Origin of the sequence: Paenarthrobacter sp. NPDC058040 (genome assembly GCF_042885775.1) — a bacterium.
Lineage (GTDB): Bacteria > Actinomycetota > Actinomycetes > Actinomycetales > Micrococcaceae > Arthrobacter.
This window is the reverse complement of record NZ_JBHVRN010000004.1, coordinates 82657-104869: the sequence shown is the minus strand read 5'-3', so window position 1 is coordinate 104869 and position 22213 is coordinate 82657. Positions and strand designations below refer to the sequence as shown.

Sequence of the window (22213 nt, the reverse complement as noted above, 5' to 3'; positions counted from 1 at the left end):
CCAGCAGAAAAGAAAACCGTGCGTATCTCCGATCGCCGCTTTGCCCTCTTCCTGATGACACCTGCGGCTCTCTTCCTGGCCGTGTTCGTCGCCTACCCGCTGTTCCGCCTGGTGGCTGACAGCTTCTTCAAGATCTCGCCGATCGCCGGCGGACCCCGCGACTTCGTGGGCTTCCAGAACTACGTCACGGCATTCACCTCCGAGGCCTTCACCAGCGCCGGATGGCGGACCCTCGCCTACACCGTGGTGGTGGTGACCCTCGAGTTCGCGCTCGGGCTCGGCATGGCCTTGCTGTTCACCACACTGGGAAAGAAGTCCCAGATCTGGCGGACCTTCTTCCTGTACCCGCTGATGATCGCCCCGATCGTCGCCGGCCTGCTCTGGAAGTTCCTGATGATCGACAACTTCGGCCTCATCGGCACCCTCCTCCACCAAGCCGGAATCCTCTCCGATCCCAACCAGATCGGGTGGTTGTCCGACCCCAACATCGTGTTGTTCTCGGTAGCTATCCCGGATATCTGGCTCACCACGTCCTTCATGTGCCTGGTGCTCTTCGCGGGCCTCCAGAACATCCCCGGAGACCTGATCGAGGCAGCCCGCCTTGACGGTGCCCGCGCCCCGGCCCTCCTCTTCCGGATCATCATCCCGCTGCTGCGACCCGTGATCGCCGTGGCGTTGGTGGTCCGCGGAATCGACGCCGCGAGGGCCTTCGACACCATCCTCATCCAGACCAACGGCGGCCCGCAGTCGGCCTCCGAAACCATGAGCCTGCTGATTTACCGCACCATGATCCGCTTCGGCGATCCGGGCCTCGCGAGCGCCATGGGCACCATCTACCTCCTCGCGATGCTCGCCGTCGCCTTCTTCGCGGTGGCCACCATTTGGCGGCCAGGAAAGGACAACTGATGAGCACCGCAAAGTCCACGTACGAAGGCGGCGGGCCGGGTCCTGCTTCTCCCTCGCCGCGGCGCGGCACAGGAACTGTTGCCCGGCCGGCAGCGGCGAAGCACACAAGCGAAACCGGTGAAAACAGCGGGCCAGGACGTCCGGCGTCGAACGTTTCCGATGCCCGGCCGCCGCGCAGGCGGCGCGGGGTGAACCGCGAAGGGCTTGAGGCGGGCCGCCGCAGCACCCGGACCATCCTGTGGATCCTGCTGGCCGCGGCCATGGTGCTGTACGGCTTCCCGTTCCTGTACCTTCTTTTCACGTCCTTCAAGACACCGATCGACACCATCGCAGTCCCTCCGACGATCCTCCCCAAGGAATGGACGCTGGAGAACTATGTGAACGCGCTGGGCCGCGGTGGCGTGGTGGCGTCGTTCATCAACAGCATCCAGACGGCCGTGATCAGCACGTTGCTGTCCCTGGTCCTCGCGGTGCCGGCGGCGTACGGCATCACCCGCTACAAGACACCGAGTGGGCGCGTGTTCATCATGGCCGCGCTGGTCACCCGGATGGTGCCGCCGGTGGCGATTGGTATCCCGCTGGCGTCCATGATGGCTTCGGTTGGGCTGGCGGATACACCCATCGCCCTGTCGATTGCGCACACCACCATCTCCCTGCCGCTCTCCATCTGGCTGATGTCCAGCTTCTTCGAGTCCGTTCCGCGGGACCTGGAAGAAGCGGCAACCGTGGATGGCTGCAGCCGCTTGGGCGCCCTCTGGCGGGTGGTGATCCCGGTGGTCTCCGGCGGCATTGCGGTGACGGCGATCTTCGCTTTCCTGGCCTCGTGGAACGAGTTCCTGTTCGCGCTGCTCATGACGGCGATCCGTTCGCAGACAACGCCGGTGGTCATTGCGAACTTCCAGACACAGTTCGGGCTCGATTGGGGTTCCATGACTGCCCTTGCCGCGGTCTACTCGATCCCGGTCATCCTCCTGACCCTGCTGCTGCAGCGGAAGATCGTGGCGGGCATGACGCTCGGCGCGGTCAAGGGTTAGCACCTGCAGGGCCATGACACCCGCAACGAAGTAGCCTACTGATAGCCCCTCCCGGGCATCACAAACCATAAGGACGTGGCAGAGAAGATGAGCAACAAGAACATCGGTATCAAGGACGTGGCCGTCGCCGCCGGTGTCTCCGTCACGACTGTCTCGCACGTCCTCAACGAGGTGTCCTACGCCCGGGTCAGCCCCGAAACCAGGGACAAGGTCAGATCCGCCGCCGAGGAACTCGGCTACGGCCCCAACCGCCTCGCCCAGGCGCTTCGGACGCAGCGGACCGGCATGCTGGGGCTGGTCAGCGAGGAAATCGCCACTACTCCCCACGCAGGCAGGATCATCCTGGGTGCGGACGAGGCCGCCAAGGCCCGCGGGTACAACCTCATGATCATCAACACTCCGGGCTCGGCGAGCCTCGAATCCCGGCAGGCCGATGTGCAGGCGTTGTTGGAGCGGCGGGTGGACGGCATCCTCTACGCCACCATGTACCACCGGAACGTGGAACTGCCCTCCAACCTCGGCAGCGTGCCGTCCGTCCTGGTGGACTCGGTGGCAAACGGCGGGAACATCACGGCCGTGATCCCCGACGAAGCGGGAGGTGCGCGGGCCGCCGTCGGCGCTTTGTTGGAAGCAGGCCACACCCGGATCGGCTTCATCAACAACACCGATGACGTTCCGGCTACCCGCGAGCGCCTCCAGGCTTTTCGGGCCATGCTGAACGAAGCAGGGCTCGACGGCGGTGGGGCACCTGTGGAGTCGGAGGTCTCCGAGGTGCAGGGCGGCTACGAAGCGGCCCGGCGGATCCTGTCCGGCGAGGACCGGCCTACGGGCTTGTTCTGCTACAACGACCGGATGGCGATGGGTGCCTACCGTGCCGCCGCCGAACTGGGACTGTCCATCCCTTCGGATCTTTCGGTGGTCGGCTTCGATGACCAGGAACTGATCGCCGCCAACCTCTACCCGGGCCTCACCACCGTGGCCCTGCCCCACTACGAGATGGGTGCCTGGGCCACCGAGCACCTCATTGATGCCATCGAGGGGAAGACGGACCTTTCCCTTATGGCGCTCCACCCGACCATCCTGGGCTGCCCCTTGGTCCGCCGCGATTCCGTCGCTGCACCCCAGTAACGCCCCAGCCATTACCTTCAACGTCCCCTAAGGAACGCCCTCAATGTCCAGCAGCCTTGATGCCGCACGCCCGGAAACAGCCCCGGGCACGGAAACAACCCAGGCAACCACCTCCAGGTTCCGGCCTGCCATCCACTTCACGGCAAGGGACACGTGGCTCAACGATCCCAACGGACTGGTTTTCCACGACGGCGTGTACCACCTCTTTTTCCAGAACAACCCATACGGCAATGTTTGGGGCAACATGTCTTGGGGCCACGCGACGTCGCAGGACCTGCTGCACTGGACGGAACACCCTGTAGCCATCGCGGGCGACGAAACCGAGGACATCTTCTCCGGAAGCGTGGTTGTGGACTACGGCAATACGTCCGGCTTCGGCACCTCGGAGAAGCCTGCGCTTGTGGCCGTCTACACCAGTGCCTTCACGGCGGCGTCCGAGCACGCCGGCACCCAGGCCCAGTCCCTGGCGTACAGCACCGACGGCGGAATGACGTGGCACAAGCACCTGGGGAACCCGGTCCTGACCCGGAATTCAGCGCATTTCCGTGATCCCAAGGTATTCCGCTACCAGGCTGACCTTGGCGCGTACTGGGTGATGGTCGCCGTCGAAGCCCAGCAGCAAAAGGTGGTCCTTTACCGTTCGGATGACCTGAAGACTTGGGACTTCCTCAGCGACTTCGGCCCTGCCAACGCGGACGCCGGCGAATGGGAATGCCCGGACCTCTTTCCCCTCCCCGTGGACGGTGATCCTGAGGACATCAGGTGGGTGTTGATCGTCAATGTGAACCCCGGCGCGGTGGCCGGAGGGTCCGGCGGCCAGTACTTCGTTGGGCAGTTCGACGGCGTCAGCTTCGTTCCGGATGCCGCTTCGCTTGCCGCCCCCGCCGGTCTTTCCGAACTGCCCGAAGCGGAGGCGCGCGACGCGCTGCAGCGGAGCCTGTGGTTGGACTGGGGCCGGGACTGCTACGCCTCCGTGTCCTTCAGCGACGTCCCGGATGGCCGGCGGATCATCATCGGCTGGATGAATAACTGGGACTACGCCAACCAACTGCCCACGTTCCCATGGCGGTCTTCCATGACGTTGGCCCGCGAACTTCGTTTGGTCACGGTCAATGGTTCTCCACGCTTGGCCCAGCAACCCCTGCTGCCAGACGCCGGTGGGGCCGCCAACGGAGTCTCGGGTCACGGCCAGACGGGTTTTGTTGCCGCTCCGCAGGCCGGCGCACTCGAGTTGACGGATTCCGCCGTGCGCCTGCCGGATTCCACCCCGGGCAGCGCCCACGTCATCACGGCGGACATCCTCCCCGGCGACGCCGAAACCGTGGAGTTCCGCCTGTTCGGCAGCAACGACGGACGCCAATGCACGCTCCTTCGCTACCACACAGCCAACTCCCGGCTCACCCTCGATCGAACCCGCTCGGGAAACACGGGCTTCCATCCGAAGTTCCCATCTGTCGAGTCAGCGCCGGTGGATCTTGTCGATGGAGCGCTCCACTTGCTCATCATCGCGGACCAGTGCTCCGTGGAGGTCTTCGCACAGGACGGCCGGGTGGTCCTGACGGATCTCGTCTACCCCGACGCCGGAAGCGTGGAGAACTGGCTTTCGGTTTCCGGCGGCCCGGCGACCGTTCTCAGGCTCAACGCCGAGGCGCTCAAGTGAGTGCGAGTGCCGTCCCCGTGGTGGTTGTCGGCGAAGCCCTGGTGGACATCGTCGTCTCACCGGAAGGCAGGGTGGAGCATCCGGGTGGGTCGCCCGCGAACGTTGCCTATGGACTGGGACGCCTGGGCGTGAAGACGGCGTTGCTGACCTCCATCGGCGATGACCACCACGCAGCGGCCATCGAACAGCATCTTCACAGTGCCGGGGTGGTCCTCCTGCCCGGTTCCAAACAGCCCGGCAGGACGGCCACGGCCACCGCGACGTTGGCTTCCGACGGCTCGGCACACTATGAATTCGACATCACGTGGAAATTGCCGCGGACCGCTCCCGCCACGATTCCCCAAGTGGTGCACACCGGTTCGATCGCAGCCTTCCTCGCGCCGGGTGCTGCCGTGGTCAGGGAGCTCCTTGAGCAGTCGCACCAGCGCTGCGTGGTCACCTTCGATCCGAACATCCGCCCCGCACTGCTGGGCAGCCACAGCGAGGCCAAAGCGACCTTCGAGGACCTCGCCCAGTTCACGGAGGTAGTCAAACTCAGCGACGAGGACGCACTATGGCTCTACCCGGGAGTGCTGCTGGAAGACGTCCCACAGCGGATCCTCGAATGCGGAGCCGGGCTCGTCGCCATCACCCGGGGATCGGAGGGTTCCTTGCTCGCAACGGAAACCACGCGGGTTGTTGTTCCCGCCATCACGTCCTCCGTTGTGGACACCATCGGTGCCGGCGATTCGTACATGTCAGCCCTGATCTACGGTCTCCTTAATCGGGGCGCGGAAGGCTTTAATGCGGCCTCGCTGACCTCGCTTGGGAGCCTGGCATCCAAGGCGGCCGCCATCACGGTGCGCCGGGCGGGTTCGCAACCGCCCACGCTGGCGGAATTACAAGCCGAGCTGCCCGAACGCGAAGCGGTGAAGCAATGACCCAGCAGGACCAAGGAATCACCACGTTGCAGAATCACCACACCAAGGGAACACACGCCATGACCAGCACCAACTACTACGACGTCACCGCCTGGCCAGCAGGCAACCCCGCCGAGGATGTTGGCGAAGTCATCAACAGCATCATCGCCGACATCAAGGACCGGCAAACGGCCAACGACGTGAACGACGGCGGCAAGCCGGGCGCCGTCATTTACCTGCCGCCGGGGGACTACCGCCTGCGGACCCAGGTGCTGATCGACGTCAGCTTCCTGAAGATCCAAGGCTCAGGGCATGGTTTCACGTCGTCGAGCATCCGGTTCAACGTCCCGCAGGACGAATGGCCGGACCTGCACGAACTGTGGCCTGGTGGAAGCCGGATCCTGGTGGACCTGCCCGTCACCCCGGGCGGGGAACAAACGCAGGGTGCGGCCTTCCGCGTCGAACGGGACGGCAGCCCCCGGATCAGTTCCGTGGAGTTTGCCAACTTCTGCATCGACGGCTTGCACTTCGTTCCGGACGGCTCGGATCTGCCCGCGGAAAACACCTACGTCAACGGCAAGACCGGCATCTTCGTGGCCAGCGCCAATGATTCCTTCCGGTTCAACGGAATGGGTTTCATCTACCTGGAGAACGCCCTGACCATCCATAACGCGGATGCGCTGTCCATCCACGACAACTTCATCGCCGAGTGCGGAAGCTGCATCGAGCTGCGTGGATGGGGGCAGGCTTCGAAGATCACCGACAATCTGATCGGGGCCGGTTTCAAGGGCCACTCGATCTATGCGGAGAACCACGGCGGACTGCTGATCACGGCCAACAACGTCTTTCCCCGCGGTGCCAGCAGCGTCCATCTCTCCGGGGTCACGCGGTCCAGCATCTCCAACAACCGGCTGCACTCGTTCTATCCAGGAATGGTGATCCTGGAAGCGGACAGTTCCGAGAATCTCGTCGCCACCAATCATTTCCTGCGGGACCACGAGCCGTGGACACCCTTTTTCGGGATCGACAACGGCCTCGACGACGTCCACGGACTTCTCAGCGTCAGCGGCAGCGACAACTCAATCGTCGCAAACCACTTCTCGCTGATCATCGGTGCGGACAGTGTCCGGCCGGCGGGGGCGACGCCTGTGGCCATTCGCCTGGCGGAGGGGACCGGAAACTTCGTCTCCACCAACCACGTGGTGGCGAAGGACGTCCACGCCACGTCGAACGAGTCCTGCTTCGAAGCCCAGGTTGACGCGTTGTTGGCAGCCAAGGGCAGCGATGGCCTCGGCGTCACCACCGTCATGGTGGATTCCGGATCGGTCCGGAATACGATCCTGGATTCCGGCACGGACGCACAGGTCATCGCGGACAGGGATGCCAACGCACTTCGGGCCACGCCCGCCGTCGCCACACCGGAAAGGTAAGCCGCAGCCAACTAAGTCCCGCGCACCCAACTATGGGCAGCTTCCGGGCGGTGGACGCCGCGGGGCCGGTAGCCCAGCGCTTCGGCGTGACCGGTAAGATCGGCGAGGTACCAGATGATGGCGAGCCACATCTCGGTTCCCTGCAACGTTGGCAGGTGCTGCACACCGCTGTCCGGCGAAGCGCTGAAGGCCATGCCCTGCCCCGGATGCCACTGCGTCAGGGCGTGCTCCAGCTGGTGCACGGCCCACGCTTTCGCCTCGTCGGAGCGGTGGCTGGCCTGCTTCGCGGCGAGCCAGAGCGGATGGGCCACGTCCAGAACGTTGCAGGCGTTCTGTGTTCCGGGCACGAAGTACCGCGGGTCAGCTGCATGTTCCAGGACGGTGTCCACGAGCTTCTCCACGTGCGGGACGGGGAGCCCGAACTGCGCAAACGTTCCACGGGTCAACCGGTAATAGCCGTTCACCACTTTGCGCCGGGTGTCGTTGGCGGGTGTGTCCCACGTTCCTGCCGCCGGATTCACGTGGATCAGAAGCCAGCCGAAGAGCGCTTCCACAGACCCGGCAGCATTGCCATGGCCCAGGGCAAGGTTCCAGTAGGCGGCGGTTCCCCACGCATCCACCCAGGCTCCCGATCCCCAGGTTTCCTTGCGCCACGGCAACCCGTCGAGTGCCGCGGTCAGGTCCGCCGCGTCCATATCCGCTACGGCGTGGACGGGATGCGGGAAGCGGCTGCCCAGGAGGTCCAACGCGTAGCCGACGGAGAGCACATGGTAGGTGGCTTGCCCTTTGCCGAACTCAAGGACGTCATCGGCCGGTTCGCCAAACTCCGGGACCAGTCCCGTCACCGGATCCTGCAACCCGGCCAGCCGAAGCACATGTTCTGAAGCGGGCAACTGCGGGGGCGCCGAGCCGAGCAGAAGGTCGGCTATCTCCACGGCATCGCACTGGGCCCGCACAGTCCGCGGCGCACCCGGACGGTCAACGAAGTACCCACCGTCCTCGCCCATCCAACAACGGGACAGAACGTCCATCGCCCCGGCGCGTGCCGCAGCAGCGAACGCGGCGAGCCTGGTCCGGAGGCCGCCGTCGTCGGATCCCCGCACCATATCCCGTCGGTCCCGGATCTGCCGCGCCGGGTTCCCGCCCACCACCGACCACGCGGGCACGTCCTTGGTGACCACGGCGCCGGCGGCGAGGACCGCGTGCGAGCCGACCGTGACGCCGTCGAGCACCACCACGTTGGACCCGATCCAAACGTCATCCCCGATCACAATGCCTTTGCTGCTGAGCGGCTGCTTGAACACGGGCCCGGCCGGATCCATCGAGTGGTTGAAGCCCAAGATGGAGGTGTGCGCTCCGATCCGCACGGCATCGCCCATGGTTACGCCACCCCGCACCACCGTGAAGGCGTTGATGGTGCAGTTCTCCCCCAGGGCCACCTCGCCCGTGACATATGCGTGGGCCGCAACATAGGAATCGGCGCCGATGGTGAACGTCCCCGGGTCGACGTTCGCGAGCGGTGACAGGAAGACGCGCTCGCCGATGGTCACTCCCCCGCGTTGGGCCAAGGCCTTCTGGTGCTCGATTTGTGCTTGGTGTTCCTCCGGGGAGGCGTTGCCCCAGAAGGTCCAGGGTGAGTAGTCGTAGCTGAGCGCATGCATCCCCTCATCCTTCGGCGGCGGGGATGCAGGGTCAATGGAATGATGAGCAATCGATCATTATCGGTCAGGCATCAGGAAGGGCTGGTGGAATTCCGCACGGCAAGCCCCGGCAGCAGGGACAGGTGCTGGACGGGCAGTTCGCTCCCATCGGCAATGCTCTGCAGCCGGGACTGCAGGAGGCGCATCGCCGCGGCGCCAACAGCCTGCTTGGGAGGTGCGACGGCGGTCAACGGCACCATCGAGAAGGCAGCCACCTCGTCGTCGTACGCCACGATGGACAGGTCCTCGGGCACCCGCAGCCCGCGGGCCGTCGCCAGTTCCACCAAGCGGGACGCGTGGGCGTCCACATGCACAATCGCGGCCCGGGTTCCGGCGGCAAGGCAATCGTCCAGGAACAGGTTGAGGACTGCATCCGCGCCCGCCGGGTCCCTGCCCAGGTCCGGCAGCGCGCGGAAGGGCGCGTCGCCGTCGAGCCCCAACGCCTCCACGCTGCCCCGGTATCCAGCGGTGAGGAAGGCCGCCGTCGGGGTTTCCTTGCGGAGGGCCAGGCCGATGGAGCGGTGCCCCAAAGCGGCGAGGTGGCGGACTGCCACCACGCCGCCGTAGGCATGATCGGTGCGGACGGTGTCATATTCGCGGGACGTTTGCGGGTAGGTGATGGACCGCTCCATGAGGACCACCGGCACCTCCAGCGAGTCCAGCCAGGCCCCCGTGTCCGTGGCCGTGGGTTCGTAGGTGCTGGTGGCCACCACCACGCCGCGGACGCCGAGTCCCACCAGTCGCCGCACCCGCTCCTGCTCTGTTTCCCGGTCATAGTGGGTGACGCCGAGGACAAGCCTTGTGCCAAGCTGCGCCGCGACGCTTTCCGCGCCGGCGATCACCTTGGCGTAGTAATAGTCCGACGTCGGGACCACCAGTCCGGTGATGGAACCATCCGCCGGGGTGGCCAGGCGGCCCGGCAGCGTTGCGCCGCCGTGGACCCGGACCAGCAGCCCGGCCGCGGACAGGCTGTTGATGGCGCGCCTGGCCGTGATCTCGGAGATGCCCAATTCCCTGGCGATCTCCGTCGTGACAACCCGGCCGTCGCGGCGGGCGAAGGTGAGGATGCGTTGGTCGCGCTCGGCAGCAAGCATGGGGCGATCATAACTGATCGAATATGACCGTTTGAATGAACCTAGCTGAGTGGAGTAAAGGCATTCGCGGCCGGCGCATCAGCCGCCCAGCTCGTCAGCAGCTTGAGGTGCTCCTCATGGACTGTCCCGGGCTCGGCCGTGTAGACGTTGAGGCCCAGGGGTGCGCCATGCAGCGAGGGAAGTTCCAGCGACTGGTACGTCAATTCCAAGTAGCCAACCACCGGATGCTGCAGCCGTTTGACGCCGTCGTGGACAAAGCGGATATCGTGCGAGGCCCAGAGCTTGCGGAACTCGGGGCTCAGCGTGGACAACTCGCCCACCAAATCCCGTAGGGACCTGTCGTTCGGTTCCCTCCCGGCTTCGGCTCGAAGGAGCGCGGCCGTGGCGGCGGCGCCACCCTCCCAGTCGATGAAGAAGTCCCGGGCGGCGGGATCGAGGAAGTGGAAGCGGGCAAAGCTGGCATGGCCGTGGGCGGCCGTCGTTTCGCTGGCAAACATGGGGGCGTGTAGTGCCCTGGCCAAGGCGTTGCTGGCCAGGACGTCCAGGCGCCCGTTGCGCACGAAGGCCGCGGACATGCCCATGGAGTCCAGCATCCACTGAACCCGCGGCGCAACTTCCCCGGTGTCCTTGGGACGCAGTGCCCGCCTGCGATTGGGTTTGGCTGCGCTCGCCAACTCGAACAGGTAGCGCGTTTCTTCCGTACCCAGGTTCAAGGCGCGGGCTACGGACGCCAACACTTCCTCGGAGACACCCGTGATGTTGCCCTTCTCCAGCCTTGCGTACCAGTCGGGGCTGACTCCGGCGAGCACCGCGACTTCCTCCCGGCGCAGGCCGGGAACGCGACGGCGTGCTCCGGCGGGCAGGCCCACCTCTTCAGGCTTGATCTTGGCCCGGCGGGTAGCCAGGAACTCCTTGATGTCGGCGCGGTTGTCGGCTGGCTCATAACTCATGAATTCACGGTAACCCTGTTTCCGTTACGGAGAGGGGGTACAGCTTGTCCCCGGATAAACGCGGTCTTCCTGGGGTTTCGGCATGGGTCTCTCATGGATGGAGAGACGTTCGACCCAAGCAAAGGAGTGTCCATGCACGGGCAAACCCCTACCACCCAACACCAGAAGCCTGGAGCACCACGGCCCGGATTGCCGCTGGTCATCTACGTCCTGGCCCTGGGAACCTTCCTGATGCTGACCACCGAGTTCGTGGTGGCCGGAATCCTCCCGGAGATCGCCGCCGACGTGCAGGTCAGCGTGGCCCAGGCCGGCCTGCTCATTACCGTCTTCGCCATTGGCATGGTGGCCGCGCCGGCCATGGCCATGTTGACACTGCGCATGCCGCGGAAACTGACGCTCATCCTGGCGCTGGTGGTGTTTGCGGCCGGGCACGTGATGGTCGCGTTGGGCAGCAGCTTCGAACTCCTGCTCGTTGCCCGGTTCGTGACGGCGCTGGCAACCGGCGCGTTCTGGTCGGTGGCCGCCGTCGTTGCCACGCATGCAGCGGGTGCGTCGATGGCTGCCCGGGGCATGGGCCTGATCAACGCAGGGGGCATGCTGGCTACGGTGATAGGCGTTCCGTTGGGTGCGTTGGCCGGCCAAACCATTGGATGGCGCGGAACGTTCTGGGCACTGGCGGTCCTGTCGATCGCCGTCATCATCCCCATCGCGCGAAAGGTTCCCCGCGAGGCGGGGCACCCGGGCGGAGGGTCCCTGCGAAGCGAATTCGCAGCCCTGGGAAACATACGGTTGTGGCTCGTCCTCACCGCCTGCGCCACAACCTCCGGTGGCGTACTGGCCGCCTACACCTACATTTCTCCTTTGCTGACGGAACAAGCGGCACTACCGGCAACGCTGGTGCCGCTCGTCCTGATCGGCTTCGGCACAGGTTCGTTTGTTGGCAATCTCCTGGGTGGCCGCTTCGGGGACTCCCATCCCCACCTGGCAACCATCCTGGCGCCGGCAGGCAGCACGGTGATCCTGTTCCTGATCTGCATCGTCACGGGCCAACCGGTCCTGACGGCAGTTCTGCTGCTTCTCCTGGGCCTGTTCGGGCTCGGCGCCAATCCGGTGCTGATGTCCTTCGCCGTCCGCTTCGCGGGGCGCGCCCCGACGCTCGGATCGTCTCTGAGCGTCTCTTCCTTCAACGCCGGCACGGCCATCGGCTCCTGGGTTGCGGGCCTGACCCTCGCTTCGCCTGCAGGCGTCACCGGCCCCGCGATGGTGGGAACCGCAGTGGTGGCACTGACCCTCATCCCGGTGACGCTGCTCGCCAAAGCCGTAAAGAACGACGGCGGTCCCCGCCGGCCGCAGGCACCGGCACCCAGTCCGGAGCCGTCGTCGAACGCTTCCGCGTTGGCGCCTTAGTACTCGCCCTTGATCACGAAGAACGAGCCCCGGATTTCGCCGGCCAGCTTGGACTTCTGCCGTGCGAACTTGAAGTTGGCGGCCAGCTCTTCCGGCACCTCCATGCCCTGGGAAAGCTTGAAGCCAACGGCCCGCTTGGAACCTTCTTCGAGGCCGTAGAGCACATTGATGGACAAGCCGGATTCGTAGAACACGTACGTCCAGCGGGTGCCTTCCACCTCGAAGGAGGTCACTTCCAGGGGCCGCGACTGAATCACGAGGTCGCGTTCCTTGAGCACCCTGTTCACGTAGTCGACGATCTCCGGCGCCTCGTCGGCAGGTACCACGGTAAAGACGTGATCGTACTTGTTCTTGAAGTACCGGGCCTCATTGGCCCTCAGCCCTGCCAGGGCGTCCACTACCGGGGATGATTCCAGCCCGACGGTGGAAACGTCCTGGAAGTCTACGGTGTACGGCATGGGTCCTCCTGTGTTGTGAACTCGTTTGTTGGCTTCACCCTACGTCCGCTGCGCACGTCCCGGCTTCTTGAATCATGCTCGACTTTGATGCCCGGATACCGTGACAGGATGCCGCTCCCACCTGCGGGTATCATCAGCAGGGAATCCTAAAGAAGCTTGGGGGACACACTTATGACGCGCGCACCAGGGCAGCTCGCTTTCACGGACGAGGTCAGCAGGGACCTGACTCTGCGTGAGTACGGCCTTGACCCGTCGCTGGATTCGCCGCTTCTTCCCAACACCGCGGTGATGAGCGCGCTACAGAACCTCGTCCGCCTCGCCACCGAACTGTGCGGCGCCCCCTTCGGCGTGGTCAACATCATCAGCGCGGACTACCAGCACCAGATCGGCGCTTGGGGCGTGGAAGCCGGCGTGTGCTCGCGCGACGATTCCATGTGCGCCAAGGTCTTCCTTTCACGCGAAAAAACAGTGGTTCCGGATGCCTCCTTGGACCCGCGCTTCGCGGACAACCCTTTTGTCACCGGCGAGATCGGCAGCGTCCGCTTCTACGCGTCAGTTCCGCTGCAGACAGACTCGGGCTTCGTCCCCGGTACGCTCTGCGTCTTCTCGGACAAGGCCCAGGAGCTCCGTCCCGAACAAGTCAGCATGCTCGAAGTCCTGGCCCGCCAAGTGGTGGAACTGCTGGAACTCCAGCACCGGACCGCCCAGTTGGACCGCACCTACGCCGAACTGAAGGACAGCAACGCCAAACTGGCAGGCTTCGCGGGCCGGGTCAGCCACGACCTCCGCATTCCGCTGACCACCATCCTTGGTTACGTCGAACTCGTTGAGGACAATCCCGACGTCCAGCCCGGGACCAGCACGGCCAAGTACCTGGACAAGATCGGCGCAAGTGGCCGCCGCATGCTGTCAATGCTTGAAGACGTCCTCAGCTACTCCCGTGTTGGTGGCGGCCTCCAGCCGACGTACTCGCCCCTTAGGGAGATAGCCGACGAGGTTGCCCGGGACCTCGGAATCGACGACGACGGCATCCTGGAGGTCCAGGACCTGGCCGTCTATGCCGATCCCGGGCAACTCCGGACCCTGCTCCAGAACCTGCTCACGAACGCCATGAATTACCGCAGCCCGGAACGCGATCTCCGCATCCGTATCACGGGCGTCGCCAACTACCATGGCGCCACGATCTACGTGGCGGACAACGGCAAAGGCATCGCACCCGAGGACCGTGCCAAGGTGCTGGAACCGCTGGTCCGGCTCCGCCGGCCGGGCGACGGTTCCGGGACCGGGCTGGGTTTGGCCACGTGCAGCAGCATCGCCAAGGCGCACGGCGGCGACCTCACACTCACTGAAACCCCTGGCGGCGGCACCACGGTAGCGGTCAGTTTCCCGGCCGGCTTCTAGCCACACTGGCGAGTCAACGCCCCGCCCGGGAGAACCGACGACGGCGACCTGCCGCCGTCGTGCGTTCGCGAAGTGGCACTTAATGCCAATGTTTCGCGGAAACATTGGCATTAACTGCCATCTCGGGGGCTGCCGGGGACCTAGTCCTGGTTGTCGTTGCCCTTGTCCTTGGGTGCCTTCTTGTCGCCCTTGCTGTCACTCTTTCGATCGCTCTTGACGCTTGCGCGGTCCTTGCCGTTGGCACCGCCCACCGTACCGGAGGTACTGGCCGGCGTGGGTTGCGCCGGAAGGTTGGCGTGGACGGGCTGGGCCGGCTCCTGGACAGGCTCGACGTTGGCTGCGGGCACCGCTTCGGCGGGCGCGGTGTTCGCCGGGTCAACGGGGATGCTCGGCTGGCGGTCTGTCACAGAGACGCTTGGATCAGCGGTTCGCGAGGGCTCCGACATGCCGGTGACTGACACTCCGTGGATGAACAGTGCTACGGCCACGGGAATCCCCGCGGCAGCCACAGCCACGCCGCCAAGGAGCTTGTGCCTGGCCTTGCCGAACGCCGCGGCTCGGCCAAACGCCATGGCCCGCGTTGCCCGTCGACCCGGAGGAACGTGGGGAGCACGGCTCGGAACCGGCGGCAGGATGGCCGTCCGGCCAGCCGCGAACCTGCGTCGGGGGCTGGCCAAAACCGCCTCCACATCGGATGCTTTGGGACGCCGCTCGGGGTCCATATCCGTCATGGCCCGCAAGAGGGTGCGCAGCTTCTCCGGAAGGTTCGACGGAATCTGCGGCGCGCGGTGAAGCCTGGCCGCGGCGGTCTCCATCGGAGTGCCGGGGTATTCAGCCTTGCCAGTGAGGCATTCCAGCAGGACCAGGCCCAGCGAGTAGATGTCGCTGGCCGGGGTCAGATGGAGGCCTTGGGCCTGCTCGGGGCTGAGGTATTGGGCGGTTCCTACGGTGAATCCTGTTGCGGTCAGGCGGTTCTCCGACATGACCAGCGCTACGCCGAAGTCGGCCAGTTTCACGGACCGCGACGAGCCGGAGCCATCCGAAACCAGGATGTTCGCCGGCTTGATGTCTCGGTGGATCACGCCCTGCCGGTGGACCTGCGCCAGCGCGCCAGCCAGGCGGACCCCGATCGCCGAGACGTCGGCAACCTTCATGGGCCCCTCGGCCAAGGCTGCGCGGAGGTCCCGGCCTTCGGCCAGTTCCATCACCAAAAACGCGCGCTCCTCGTCGTTGCGGGTATCCACTCCGGCATCGAACGCGCGCACCAACCCCGGGTGGTCGAAGGCCGCGAGCAGCCGCATTTCGGTTTCCTGGCGCACCCGGAAGGATTCGTCCCCGGAACCTGGCAGGAAGAGCTTGACGGCCACGTCCCGCCCCAGCCTCACATCCTGCGCCTGGTACACGGTGGACATGGCACCCCTGCCGAGGATCCGGCCCAACTGGTACCGCCCACCCAGCAATCCATCGCTGGATTCGGATACCCCAGCTACGTCGTTATTGGCCACGAATTGTCACGCCCTCCAGGCGTATCCGGGTGCCTTGGACCCAACCACTGTCCACCGCCACCAGTCAACGCCGTCGATCAAACTTTCACGGTAGCCGCGCGGGTCCACCTTCGGTGGCCAACCCCTGCGGCTCGAGCAATCCTTCGTCAGAACAGCATCATCCGGTTTTCTCCAGATTTATTCGTCAGCATACTTAGTATTGATGGGAGGGGGCAACCCGGAGGTCATATTCGCCACTCACCGGACAGCGCGCACACGCCGTCACCCCAGGCGCCGGGCGTCCAGGGGACGAGAACGTACGACGGCGGCAGCCCGCCGTCGTACGTTCTGTCGCCTTAGGCACCGGGCCCAGCCACAGGCTTCAGTCCTCGAAAAACGTGGTGGCCACCGAGCCGGTGCGGCCTTCGACAATGCTCGCGGCAACGTCGTGCACCTTTTGGTTGCGGTGCTGCGACGCCTTGAGGAGAAGCGCGAAGGCTTCATGTTGGCTGCAGCTGTTCTGCGTCATGATGATCCCGCACGCAAGGTCGATCACGGTGCGGCGTTCCATGGCGACCTTCAAGTCTTCGACCAACAGATCCGCAGTGGCAATGCGCAACGCAAGCCGCAGCGCCTGACCGGCCATGTCGCCGAAGATGCCCGCCACCTCAATGACACCGTCCGTGAACTGGCCGGGTTTGGAGGCGAAGAAGTTCAAGGCGGCGGAGGCGTCCGGGCCGAGATCCAGCGGCACCCCCAGAACACCCCTTGCACCGGCCGCCTCAAGGCTCTCCGCATATCCTGGCCACCGCCCGTCCTTCAGGACCTCTTCCACCAGGATGATCTGCTTGGAGATGACCGCCTCCATGCACGGCCCATCACCGAGCCCCTGCTCAATACCGTCCAGGAAAATGGCGTCATCGCTGCTTCCGGCAATGGTTACGGCCCGCTTGCGGCGGCGAAGCGTGACGGCACATTCAATGCGGGCCCCGCTCGCGTTGCTCAACGCGGTGGCCGCGTACCGGGTCATCCCGTCAAGGAAACCCTTAATGTCATCGGCCCCCGCGATGAGTTGGTGGAGCCTCTGAAAATCCTCATTCTGCTCTTCAGTTTCCACATCTCAATGCTATTCAGAAACCGCGACGAGCGGCAGGGGATGGTGTCACTCGGCTGGTCCAGCCCCGTTGTCGCCGGTGATTTCGTGGCTGTAGCTGGCCCGGTAACCATCGATGCCCCGCACGCTCAGCGCCTCATTCAAGGCATGGGCCAAGAGGTCGCGCTCCAGCTGGGGAAGGCTTAACGCCCCATACAAATAGGCTTGCACTTCAACCAGCCCGGTCATTCCACCGATGCTGAAGTAGCCCATCCACACCTGGTCCAGCTTTAGCTGGGAGGCTTCGAACGCTAGGCGGAACCGTCGGCGTTGTTCGTCCTCGATCCCAGGGACGGCCATCGCTCACCCCCGGTCAAGCTCCCGACCCCGGCAACTCCTGGACCACTTCCTGCGCGACGTCCCTCAAGGGACGGCTTTCCTGGGTTGACCGCTTGATGAGGTGGAGCATTGCTTCGGCCTCGTTCAGTCCTTGGCTGGACATGACGACGCCTTTGGCCATTGCCACGGCGTCCCGCTGCACCAGGGCACTCTTCAGCTCCTCGCTCAGGGTGGCCACACGTTCCCGGATCTGGACATTCGTCAGGAAAATGGCGGCCTGGGCAGCGAACTTCTCCAGCAATTGGATGAGGCGCGGGGAGGCGTAGGTGGGGGCTTCCCAGTAGATCTTGATGGCACCAAACGCCAAGTCCCCGGACAACAACGGCACGCTCAGGCACGAGCGAAGCCCCAGGTCGGCAGCGAGTGAGCCCCACTGCGGCCAGCGTGGATCCGTCCGAACGTCTTCAACATCCACGGGACGGCCGGAGGCCCAAGCACTGAGGCATGGACCCTGGCCAAGCTGGTATTGGAGGGCATCAGCCTGCGCCACCAGGCTCGACGTTGAGGCCGCGCTGGCCCGCTGGCCGTCCGGGTCCATCAAAGAGACGCCTGCGCCGGAAGCGTCGTCGACCGCCAGGACGGCGGCCTGCGTGATCAGGCTCAGCGCGTTGGCCACCGTTTCTTCGGTGAGGAGCATCCCGGATGCGCGCGCGAAGACCGCGGCCAACTCGTCTGCCAGTGGCATGTCAGTATCCATGGCCCGCTCAACTCCCTGAATGCCGGTCAAGGGAAAATCCCCTTGTCTTCATCCCAGCACAGAAACGGCGCGGGCTCCACTTCCCGAGGCCGGGTTCGTGGGAAATTGCTCCATGTGGCGCAGGAAACTGCGGCGCATGGGACGGCAAGGCAGAATGGGAAGCATGACCCGCACAACTTTTGCCCTCGTCCGCCATGGCCAGACCGACTGGAACGCCGAGCGAAGGTTGCAGGGAGCCACCGATATCCCGCTGAACGAGACCGGCAGGGAGCAGGCCCGCGACGCCGTAGCCATCCTGTCCGGCTACGAATGGGACACGATCGTTTCCTCGCCCCTTAGCCGGGCTGCGGAGACCGCCGACCTGATCGCGGAGGGGCTGGGCCTGACGGTGGCGCGCCGTGTCCCAGAGCTGATTGAGCGGAGCTTTGGCCCGGCGGAGGGCCTGCAGGCCGGACCCGAACTGGACGCGCTGCGCATCCCCGGCGGCTTCCGCGGTGGGGAAAGCGACGACGCCGCCGCCGCCCGAGGAACGGCAGCCCTCGAAGAGCTTGCCCGCGAATTCGCAGGTCAGCGCGTGCTGGTGGTCAGCCACGGAACACTGATCCGGCTCACCCTCAACCGAGCCGTCGGCCGCACGCTGGACAGCGTGCAGAACGCAGCGCTGAACCTTGCCCACCACCACCCGGCGGACGGCTGGGACCTCGAGTTCTACAACGGCGAGCGCCTCACCGCAGACGTAGCAGGCTAGGCGGCATCCGGGCCGGAGCCTAGCCGGGCCCGGAGCTGTTCGGCGTAGTCCTGGTACGCAGCAGCGATCTCCTCAAGGTCCACCGTCAGCGGGAAGTCGATCACCGGCTGGTGCTCTGCCATGAAGTTGGCGGTTTCCGCCACCACGGCCTGCTGGTCGAAGCCGGCGAGGCCAAGCTCTGCGAGGAAATCCGGGTTGACCCGCACCACGGATTCACCCGATTGGCCCTCGGCGGCCCAACGAACCACGTACTCGTCATCATTCACAAGTTCAATGTCGAAAGACTTCTCCATGGGAGCAGCCTACGCGGCCAAGGGCGCACGACGGCGGGGCTGCCGCCGTCGTGCGTTGTTGCCCTCAGACTTCCGGGCGCCGTTCCACGATGGTGTCCGGAGCCGTGCGCCGCTCCACCACGGTATGGCGGGTCCTGCTGGACATGATGATGGAGATGATCAGGCCGAGGACACCAACCACCATAAGGATGTAGCCGATCAATACTTGGTCGATGAAGGGGATCAGCCCAGGAGTCAGGGCGAAGGCCAGGATCGCTCCGATGGCTATCAGGGCTATGGAAGAACCAATTCTCATGATGTGCTCCTCTCTGTAACGTTCGGCCCAAGCGGGAACCACTGGCCGACCCAATATAGTCAGCCTACTTAGCAACTCGGAATGATGCCAGCGTTTGCGTTCCGGCGGGCCGCGCCTGTTTGCGCCGATCGCACGCGGACCCAGGTGTGTGGAGCGGGCGGTTTGTGCCCGTCAGTGTGCGGCGCCTCCGTTACCGGCCGTACTTGGCGGCGAAACGGGCGATCGCGTCCTCGGGGGTTGGCACGGGCCCAAAGACTTCGGCCTGACGTGCCGTCCGGGCAACGTAACGGCCTGTCTCAAACCATGCCGACATGCTCGCCATATCCGCCACCAGCGGGGCGAAACGGGACGTGACCTTGCCCGCGAACTGGAGAACCGGCGTCGGAATGGACGCTACCTTGATGTCCTTGGTTCCTGGCTCCCCGTTGGAGCTATCCGGCCCGTTTTGGGCGTGCGCGGACAACAGATCGGCGGCTTCGAGCATGCTCACTGGCCTGGTCCAGCCGATGTCAATGCGCTCCGCGTTGGCAGTGTCGGCGTCCACTGCGGCGGCCAGGTACTGGGCGAGGTCGCTCGTCAGCACGAAGGTCAGCGGGACGTCCTTGCGGCCGAACCACATGATGCGGCCCTTCTGGAAGGGATCGCCGCGCATGCCTGCGATCTGGTCGAAGAAGGCACCCGGACGCAGTGCGACGAACGGGACGCCGAGCTCCTGCAGCTTGTCCTCGGCGAGTTTCTTGTGCCAGAAATGCGGAACCTGCGGGGTTTGGTCGCTGGTGAGGATACTGATCAGGACGAACCGGCGGATTCCCGCATGGTTGGCGGCAACGGCCAGGTTGCTGTAGCCGAAAGTGTCGATCGCGTCGGCATTCTTGTCGTTCCTGGTGTAGCCCGCGGCAGTGGAGATCACGGCATCAGCGCCGGTCATCGCCTGGATCAAGGAACCGACGTCGAGCATGTCGCCACGGGCGATCTCCACGCCCTTGGCCACAAGCTTGGACGCGTCAGACTTCGCGCGTACGAGCGCCCGGACCGTCTTGCCGCGGGTGAGCAATTGATCCACCACTTGGCCGCCCAAGTACCCGGTGGCACCAACAACGAGGACAGGTTTTTCTCCAGCCATGGCTCCTCCTGGAACCGATGCTTCCAGAACATGGAGGCGGTGTACAGGTAAAGCCACCGCCATGTCCGCACTGCCTGTACGCAAAGCACAGAAAGTGCGGGTAGCGTCGGGCTAAGCCCTGTCTGTCCAAACGCAAGGAGCTGAAATGGCGAGAATTGAGGACTACGCACTCATCGGCGACCTCCACACCGCCGCCCTGGTGGGCCGTAACGGATCCATCGACTGGATGTGCCTCCCCCGGTTCGATTCGCCGGCCTGCTTCGCCGCGCTGCTCGCCGATCCGGAAGCGGGTCGCTGGCTCGTGGCCCCGGCCAACCCGGACCCCGCCAACGGCGGCAACTGCACGCGCAGGCAGTACCGGGAGGACACCCTGGTGCTGGAGACGGAATGGGACGTCGAAGGCGGAAGTGTCCGCGTGATCGACTTCATGCCGGTGCGCGACGACGCCGTGGACCTGGTCCGGATCGTGGAGGGCATCAGCGGCGAAGTCGACATGAAAATGGAGCTGGTGCTTCGGTTCGACTACGGCCGGGTGGTGCCGTGGGTTCGCAAGCACGGACAAGGAATCAGCGCCGTGGCTGGACCCGACTCCGCGTATGTCACCACGCATGCCCCCTTGGAGGGACGGGACAACCGCACCGTCAGCGAATTCACCGTCAGGGCCGGTCAACGGGTCCCGTTCGTGCTGCGCTGGGCACCGAGCCACGAGCCGGAACCGCGACGCATCGACCCCGCGCGGGCGCTCGCCAACACCACCTCCTTCTGGCGCGAATGGATCGATCGCAGCGAAATCACGGGCAAATACAAGGAACCGGTTGAGCGGTCCCTCATCACCCTCAAGGCGCTGACGTACGCCCCCACGGGAGGCATCGTCGCCGCGGCCACGACGTCCCTCCCGGAGCAACTGGGCGGACCCAGAAACTGGGATTACCGGTACTGCTGGCTGCGGGATGCCACGTTGACCCTCCAGTCGTTGCTGGCCGCCGGCTACACCGAAGAGGCCTCCGCGTGGCGGGACTGGCTGCTGCGCGCGATCGCGGGCGATCCTGCCGACCTGCAGATCGTGTACGGGCTCGACGGCGCCAGGCGGCTTCCCGAAATGGACCTGCCTTGGTTGGGTGGTTATGAAGGTTCAGCGCCAGTGCGCATCGGAAATGCCGCCGCACCGCAATTGCAACTGGATGTGTGGGGCGAAGTCCTGGACGGCCTTTCCCTGACGCGGGCCGCTTCGCCTGCCGGCACCGTGGACAGTTCGTGGGACATCCAGGTGGCCTTGATGGAGTTCCTCGAAGGTGCGTGGGACCAGCCGGACAATGGACTTTGGGAAATGCGCGGGCCACGGAGGCACTTCACCCATTCGAAAGTCATGGCGTGGGTAGCTGCGGACCGCATGGTCAAAGCCGTACGGAAGTCCGGACTGCCGGGCCCGGGAGACCGCTGGGCAGAGCTGAGGTCCACCATCCACACGGAGGTCATGACCAAGGGTTTCAACGAGGACCTCAACACGTTCGTCCAGTCCTACGGAAGCAAGGAACTGGACGCGAGCCTGCTCCTCATTCCCAGGGTCGGATTCCTGCCGCACCACCATTCCAGGGTGGTTGGCACGGTGGCAGCCATCCAGGAACGACTCACGGAAGACGGGTTGGTGCTCCGCTACCGGACCGAATCCGGGCACGACGGCCTGCCCGGAGACGAAGGGGTGTTCCTGGCGTGCTCATTCTGGATGGTGGACGCCTTGCTGGGCATCGGCAAGCGGGGTGAGGCAACCTCCCTGTTCGAACGGCTCCTGTCATTGCGGAACGACGTTGGGCTGCTCAGCGAGGAATGGGATCCACGGACGCAACGGCAGCTGGGGAACACACCACAGGCCTTCAGCCACTTCCCGCTGATCCACTGCGCGCTGCAACTCCACCACGGCCAAGCACCCGGCAGTGACATGCCGATCGGGAAGCCGGGTGGCGAAGCAGAGATGTCCAGGAACGCGGCTCCAACGCCTGGCAAGCACTAGCCTGGC

At 65.0% G+C, this 22213-nt stretch carries 21 protein-coding genes; 10 read left to right on the top strand and 11 right to left on the bottom strand.

The window, feature by feature from the left end:
• The first annotated feature begins 18 nt into the window (after positions 1–18).
• The 6 genes from ACFVSJ_RS06715 (at position 19) to ACFVSJ_RS06690 (ending at position 7057) form a co-directional block, all read left to right on the top strand.
• Entirely contained in the window at positions 19–906 is an 888-nt protein-coding gene (locus ACFVSJ_RS06715) for a carbohydrate ABC transporter permease (RefSeq protein WP_387435348.1), read from the top strand.
• Positions 906–1940, top strand: a complete 1035-nt coding sequence (locus ACFVSJ_RS06710) for a carbohydrate ABC transporter permease (protein WP_387435347.1) — start codon at positions 906–908, stop codon at positions 1938–1940. The genes ACFVSJ_RS06715 and ACFVSJ_RS06710 overlap by 1 nt, the downstream gene beginning before the upstream one ends.
• Positions 1941–2027: 87 nt before the next feature.
• Complete coding sequence (locus ACFVSJ_RS06705; protein ID WP_387435682.1) at positions 2028–3068, top strand: LacI family DNA-binding transcriptional regulator; 1041 nt, start codon at positions 2028–2030, stop codon at positions 3066–3068.
• Positions 3069–3111: 43 nt separating this feature from the next.
• A complete protein-coding gene (locus ACFVSJ_RS06700; RefSeq protein ID WP_387435346.1) occupies positions 3112–4728 on the top strand; it encodes a glycoside hydrolase family 32 protein in 1617 nt (538 codons plus the stop codon).
• The gene (locus tag ACFVSJ_RS06695) at positions 4725–5648 is read left to right on the top strand and encodes a carbohydrate kinase (protein ID WP_387435345.1); all 924 of its coding nucleotides are present in this window, start codon (positions 4725–4727) and stop codon (positions 5646–5648) included. Before ACFVSJ_RS06700 ends, ACFVSJ_RS06695 begins: the two co-directional genes overlap by 4 nt.
• A 59-nt stretch (positions 5649–5707) precedes the next feature.
• Entirely contained in the window at positions 5708–7057 is a 1350-nt protein-coding gene (locus ACFVSJ_RS06690; protein ID WP_387435680.1) for a NosD domain-containing protein, read from the top strand.
• Positions 7058–7068: 11 nt separating this feature from the next.
• Here ACFVSJ_RS06690 and ACFVSJ_RS06685 read toward each other — a convergent pair whose 3' ends face one another.
• The 3 genes from ACFVSJ_RS06685 to ACFVSJ_RS06675 form a co-directional block, all read right to left on the bottom strand.
• On the bottom strand, positions 7069–8718 hold the full coding sequence (locus ACFVSJ_RS06685; protein WP_387435344.1) for an acyltransferase: 1650 nt from the start codon (positions 8716–8718) through the stop codon (positions 7069–7071).
• A 71-nt stretch (positions 8719–8789) separates the two neighbouring features.
• Positions 8790–9851 (bottom strand): LacI family DNA-binding transcriptional regulator, encoded by a 1062-nt coding sequence (locus ACFVSJ_RS06680; protein ID WP_387435343.1) that lies wholly within the window; start codon positions 9849–9851, stop codon positions 8790–8792.
• 41 nt (positions 9852–9892) lie between these two features.
• Positions 9893–10801, bottom strand: a complete 909-nt coding sequence (locus ACFVSJ_RS06675) for a helix-turn-helix transcriptional regulator (protein WP_387435342.1) — start codon at positions 10799–10801, stop codon at positions 9893–9895.
• A 132-nt stretch (positions 10802–10933) separates the two neighbouring features.
• Here ACFVSJ_RS06675 and ACFVSJ_RS06670 point away from each other — a divergent pair, with 132 nt between their 5' ends.
• Positions 10934–12208 (top strand): MFS transporter, encoded by a 1275-nt coding sequence (locus ACFVSJ_RS06670; RefSeq protein ID WP_387435341.1) that lies wholly within the window; start codon positions 10934–10936, stop codon positions 12206–12208.
• Here the strand turns inward: ACFVSJ_RS06670 and ACFVSJ_RS06665 are convergent.
• Positions 12205–12666, bottom strand: a complete 462-nt coding sequence (locus ACFVSJ_RS06665; protein ID WP_387435340.1) for a phage tail protein — start codon at positions 12664–12666, stop codon at positions 12205–12207. The genes ACFVSJ_RS06670 and ACFVSJ_RS06665 overlap by 4 nt on opposite strands.
• Before the next feature lie 171 nt (positions 12667–12837).
• Here ACFVSJ_RS06665 and ACFVSJ_RS06660 point away from each other — a divergent pair, with 171 nt between their 5' ends.
• Positions 12838–14067: an ATP-binding protein gene (locus ACFVSJ_RS06660; protein ID WP_387435339.1), complete on the top strand. Its 1230-nt coding sequence runs from the start codon at positions 12838–12840 to the stop codon at positions 14065–14067.
• A gap of 140 nt (positions 14068–14207) precedes the next feature.
• Here the strand turns inward: ACFVSJ_RS06660 and ACFVSJ_RS06655 are convergent, their stop codons facing one another.
• From ACFVSJ_RS06655 to ACFVSJ_RS06640, 4 genes are all read right to left on the bottom strand, one after another.
• Complete coding sequence (locus ACFVSJ_RS06655) at positions 14208–15572, bottom strand: protein kinase (protein ID WP_387435338.1); 1365 nt, start codon at positions 15570–15572, stop codon at positions 14208–14210.
• Positions 15573–15933: 361 nt separating this feature from the next.
• A complete protein-coding gene (locus ACFVSJ_RS06650; RefSeq protein WP_387435337.1) occupies positions 15934–16668 on the bottom strand; it encodes a GAF and ANTAR domain-containing protein in 735 nt (244 codons plus the stop codon).
• Between the two features lie 45 nt (positions 16669–16713).
• Entirely contained in the window at positions 16714–17004 is a 291-nt protein-coding gene (locus ACFVSJ_RS06645) for a hypothetical protein (protein WP_387435336.1), read from the bottom strand.
• Between the two features lie 13 nt (positions 17005–17017).
• Positions 17018–17728 carry a GAF and ANTAR domain-containing protein gene (locus tag ACFVSJ_RS06640; RefSeq protein WP_387435335.1) on the bottom strand — a complete coding sequence of 237 codons (711 nt, stop codon included), beginning with the start codon at positions 17726–17728 and terminating at the stop codon, positions 17018–17020.
• A gap of 166 nt (positions 17729–17894) precedes the next feature.
• Between ACFVSJ_RS06640 and ACFVSJ_RS06635 the strand changes: the two genes are divergently transcribed.
• The gene (locus ACFVSJ_RS06635) at positions 17895–18488 is read left to right on the top strand and encodes a histidine phosphatase family protein (protein WP_387435333.1); all 594 of its coding nucleotides are present in this window, start codon (positions 17895–17897) and stop codon (positions 18486–18488) included.
• On the opposite strand, the gene ACFVSJ_RS06630 is transcribed toward ACFVSJ_RS06635, so the two are convergent.
• The 3 genes from ACFVSJ_RS06630 to ACFVSJ_RS06620 form a co-directional block, all read right to left on the bottom strand.
• Positions 18485–18781, bottom strand: a complete 297-nt coding sequence (locus ACFVSJ_RS06630) for a hypothetical protein (protein WP_387435332.1) — start codon at positions 18779–18781, stop codon at positions 18485–18487. The genes ACFVSJ_RS06635 and ACFVSJ_RS06630 overlap by 4 nt on opposite strands.
• A gap of 64 nt (positions 18782–18845) precedes the next feature.
• Positions 18846–19076, bottom strand: coding sequence for a DUF6458 family protein (locus ACFVSJ_RS06625; RefSeq protein ID WP_387435331.1), 231 nt, complete (start codon positions 19074–19076; stop codon positions 18846–18848).
• A 190-nt stretch (positions 19077–19266) separates the two neighbouring features.
• Positions 19267–20199 carry an SDR family oxidoreductase gene (locus ACFVSJ_RS06620; RefSeq protein ID WP_387435329.1) on the bottom strand — a complete coding sequence of 311 codons (933 nt, stop codon included), beginning with the start codon at positions 20197–20199 and terminating at the stop codon, positions 19267–19269.
• Positions 20200–20344: 145 nt separating this feature from the next.
• On the opposite strand from ACFVSJ_RS06620, the gene ACFVSJ_RS06615 reads away from it, so the two are divergent.
• Positions 20345–22207, top strand: a complete 1863-nt coding sequence (locus tag ACFVSJ_RS06615; protein WP_387435327.1) for a glycoside hydrolase family 15 protein — start codon at positions 20345–20347, stop codon at positions 22205–22207.
• Positions 22208–22213 lie beyond the last annotated feature (6 nt).

Bases quoted from the DNA above. Each gene is read 5' to 3' on its own strand.
- ACFVSJ_RS06690 (WP_387435680.1), top strand. From the start codon at position 5,708: ATGACCAGCACCAACTACTACGACGTCACCGCCTGGCCAGCAGGCAAC.
- ACFVSJ_RS06615 (WP_387435327.1), top strand. From the start codon at position 20,345: ATGGCGAGAATTGAGGACTACGCACTCATCGGCGACCTCCACACCGCC.
- ACFVSJ_RS06625 (WP_387435331.1), bottom strand. From the start codon at position 19,076: ATGAGAATTGGTTCTTCCATAGCCCTGATAGCCATCGGAGCGATCCTG.
- ACFVSJ_RS06705 (WP_387435682.1), top strand. From the start codon at position 2,028: ATGAGCAACAAGAACATCGGTATCAAGGACGTGGCCGTCGCCGCCGGT.
- ACFVSJ_RS06670 (WP_387435341.1), top strand. From the start codon at position 10,934: ATGCACGGGCAAACCCCTACCACCCAACACCAGAAGCCTGGAGCACCA.
- ACFVSJ_RS06685 (WP_387435344.1), bottom strand. From the start codon at position 8,718: ATGCATGCGCTCAGCTACGACTACTCACCCTGGACCTTCTGGGGCAAC.
- ACFVSJ_RS06620 (WP_387435329.1), bottom strand. From the start codon at position 20,199: ATGGCTGGAGAAAAACCTGTCCTCGTTGTTGGTGCCACCGGGTACTTG.
- ACFVSJ_RS06660 (WP_387435339.1), top strand. From the start codon at position 12,838: ATGACGCGCGCACCAGGGCAGCTCGCTTTCACGGACGAGGTCAGCAGG.
- ACFVSJ_RS06640 (WP_387435335.1), bottom strand. From the start codon at position 17,728: ATGCCACTGGCAGACGAGTTGGCCGCGGTCTTCGCGCGCGCATCCGGG.
- ACFVSJ_RS06630 (WP_387435332.1), bottom strand. From the start codon at position 18,781: ATGGAGAAGTCTTTCGACATTGAACTTGTGAATGATGACGAGTACGTG.
- ACFVSJ_RS06700 (WP_387435346.1), top strand. From the start codon at position 3,112: ATGTCCAGCAGCCTTGATGCCGCACGCCCGGAAACAGCCCCGGGCACG.
- ACFVSJ_RS06665 (WP_387435340.1), bottom strand. From the start codon at position 12,666: ATGCCGTACACCGTAGACTTCCAGGACGTTTCCACCGTCGGGCTGGAA.
- ACFVSJ_RS06675 (WP_387435342.1), bottom strand. From the start codon at position 10,801: ATGAGTTATGAGCCAGCCGACAACCGCGCCGACATCAAGGAGTTCCTG.
- ACFVSJ_RS06710 (WP_387435347.1), top strand. From the start codon at position 906: ATGAGCACCGCAAAGTCCACGTACGAAGGCGGCGGGCCGGGTCCTGCT.
- ACFVSJ_RS06635 (WP_387435333.1), top strand. From the start codon at position 17,895: ATGGGAAGCATGACCCGCACAACTTTTGCCCTCGTCCGCCATGGCCAG.
- ACFVSJ_RS06645 (WP_387435336.1), bottom strand. From the start codon at position 17,004: ATGGCCGTCCCTGGGATCGAGGACGAACAACGCCGACGGTTCCGCCTA.
- ACFVSJ_RS06680 (WP_387435343.1), bottom strand. From the start codon at position 9,851: ATGCTTGCTGCCGAGCGCGACCAACGCATCCTCACCTTCGCCCGCCGC.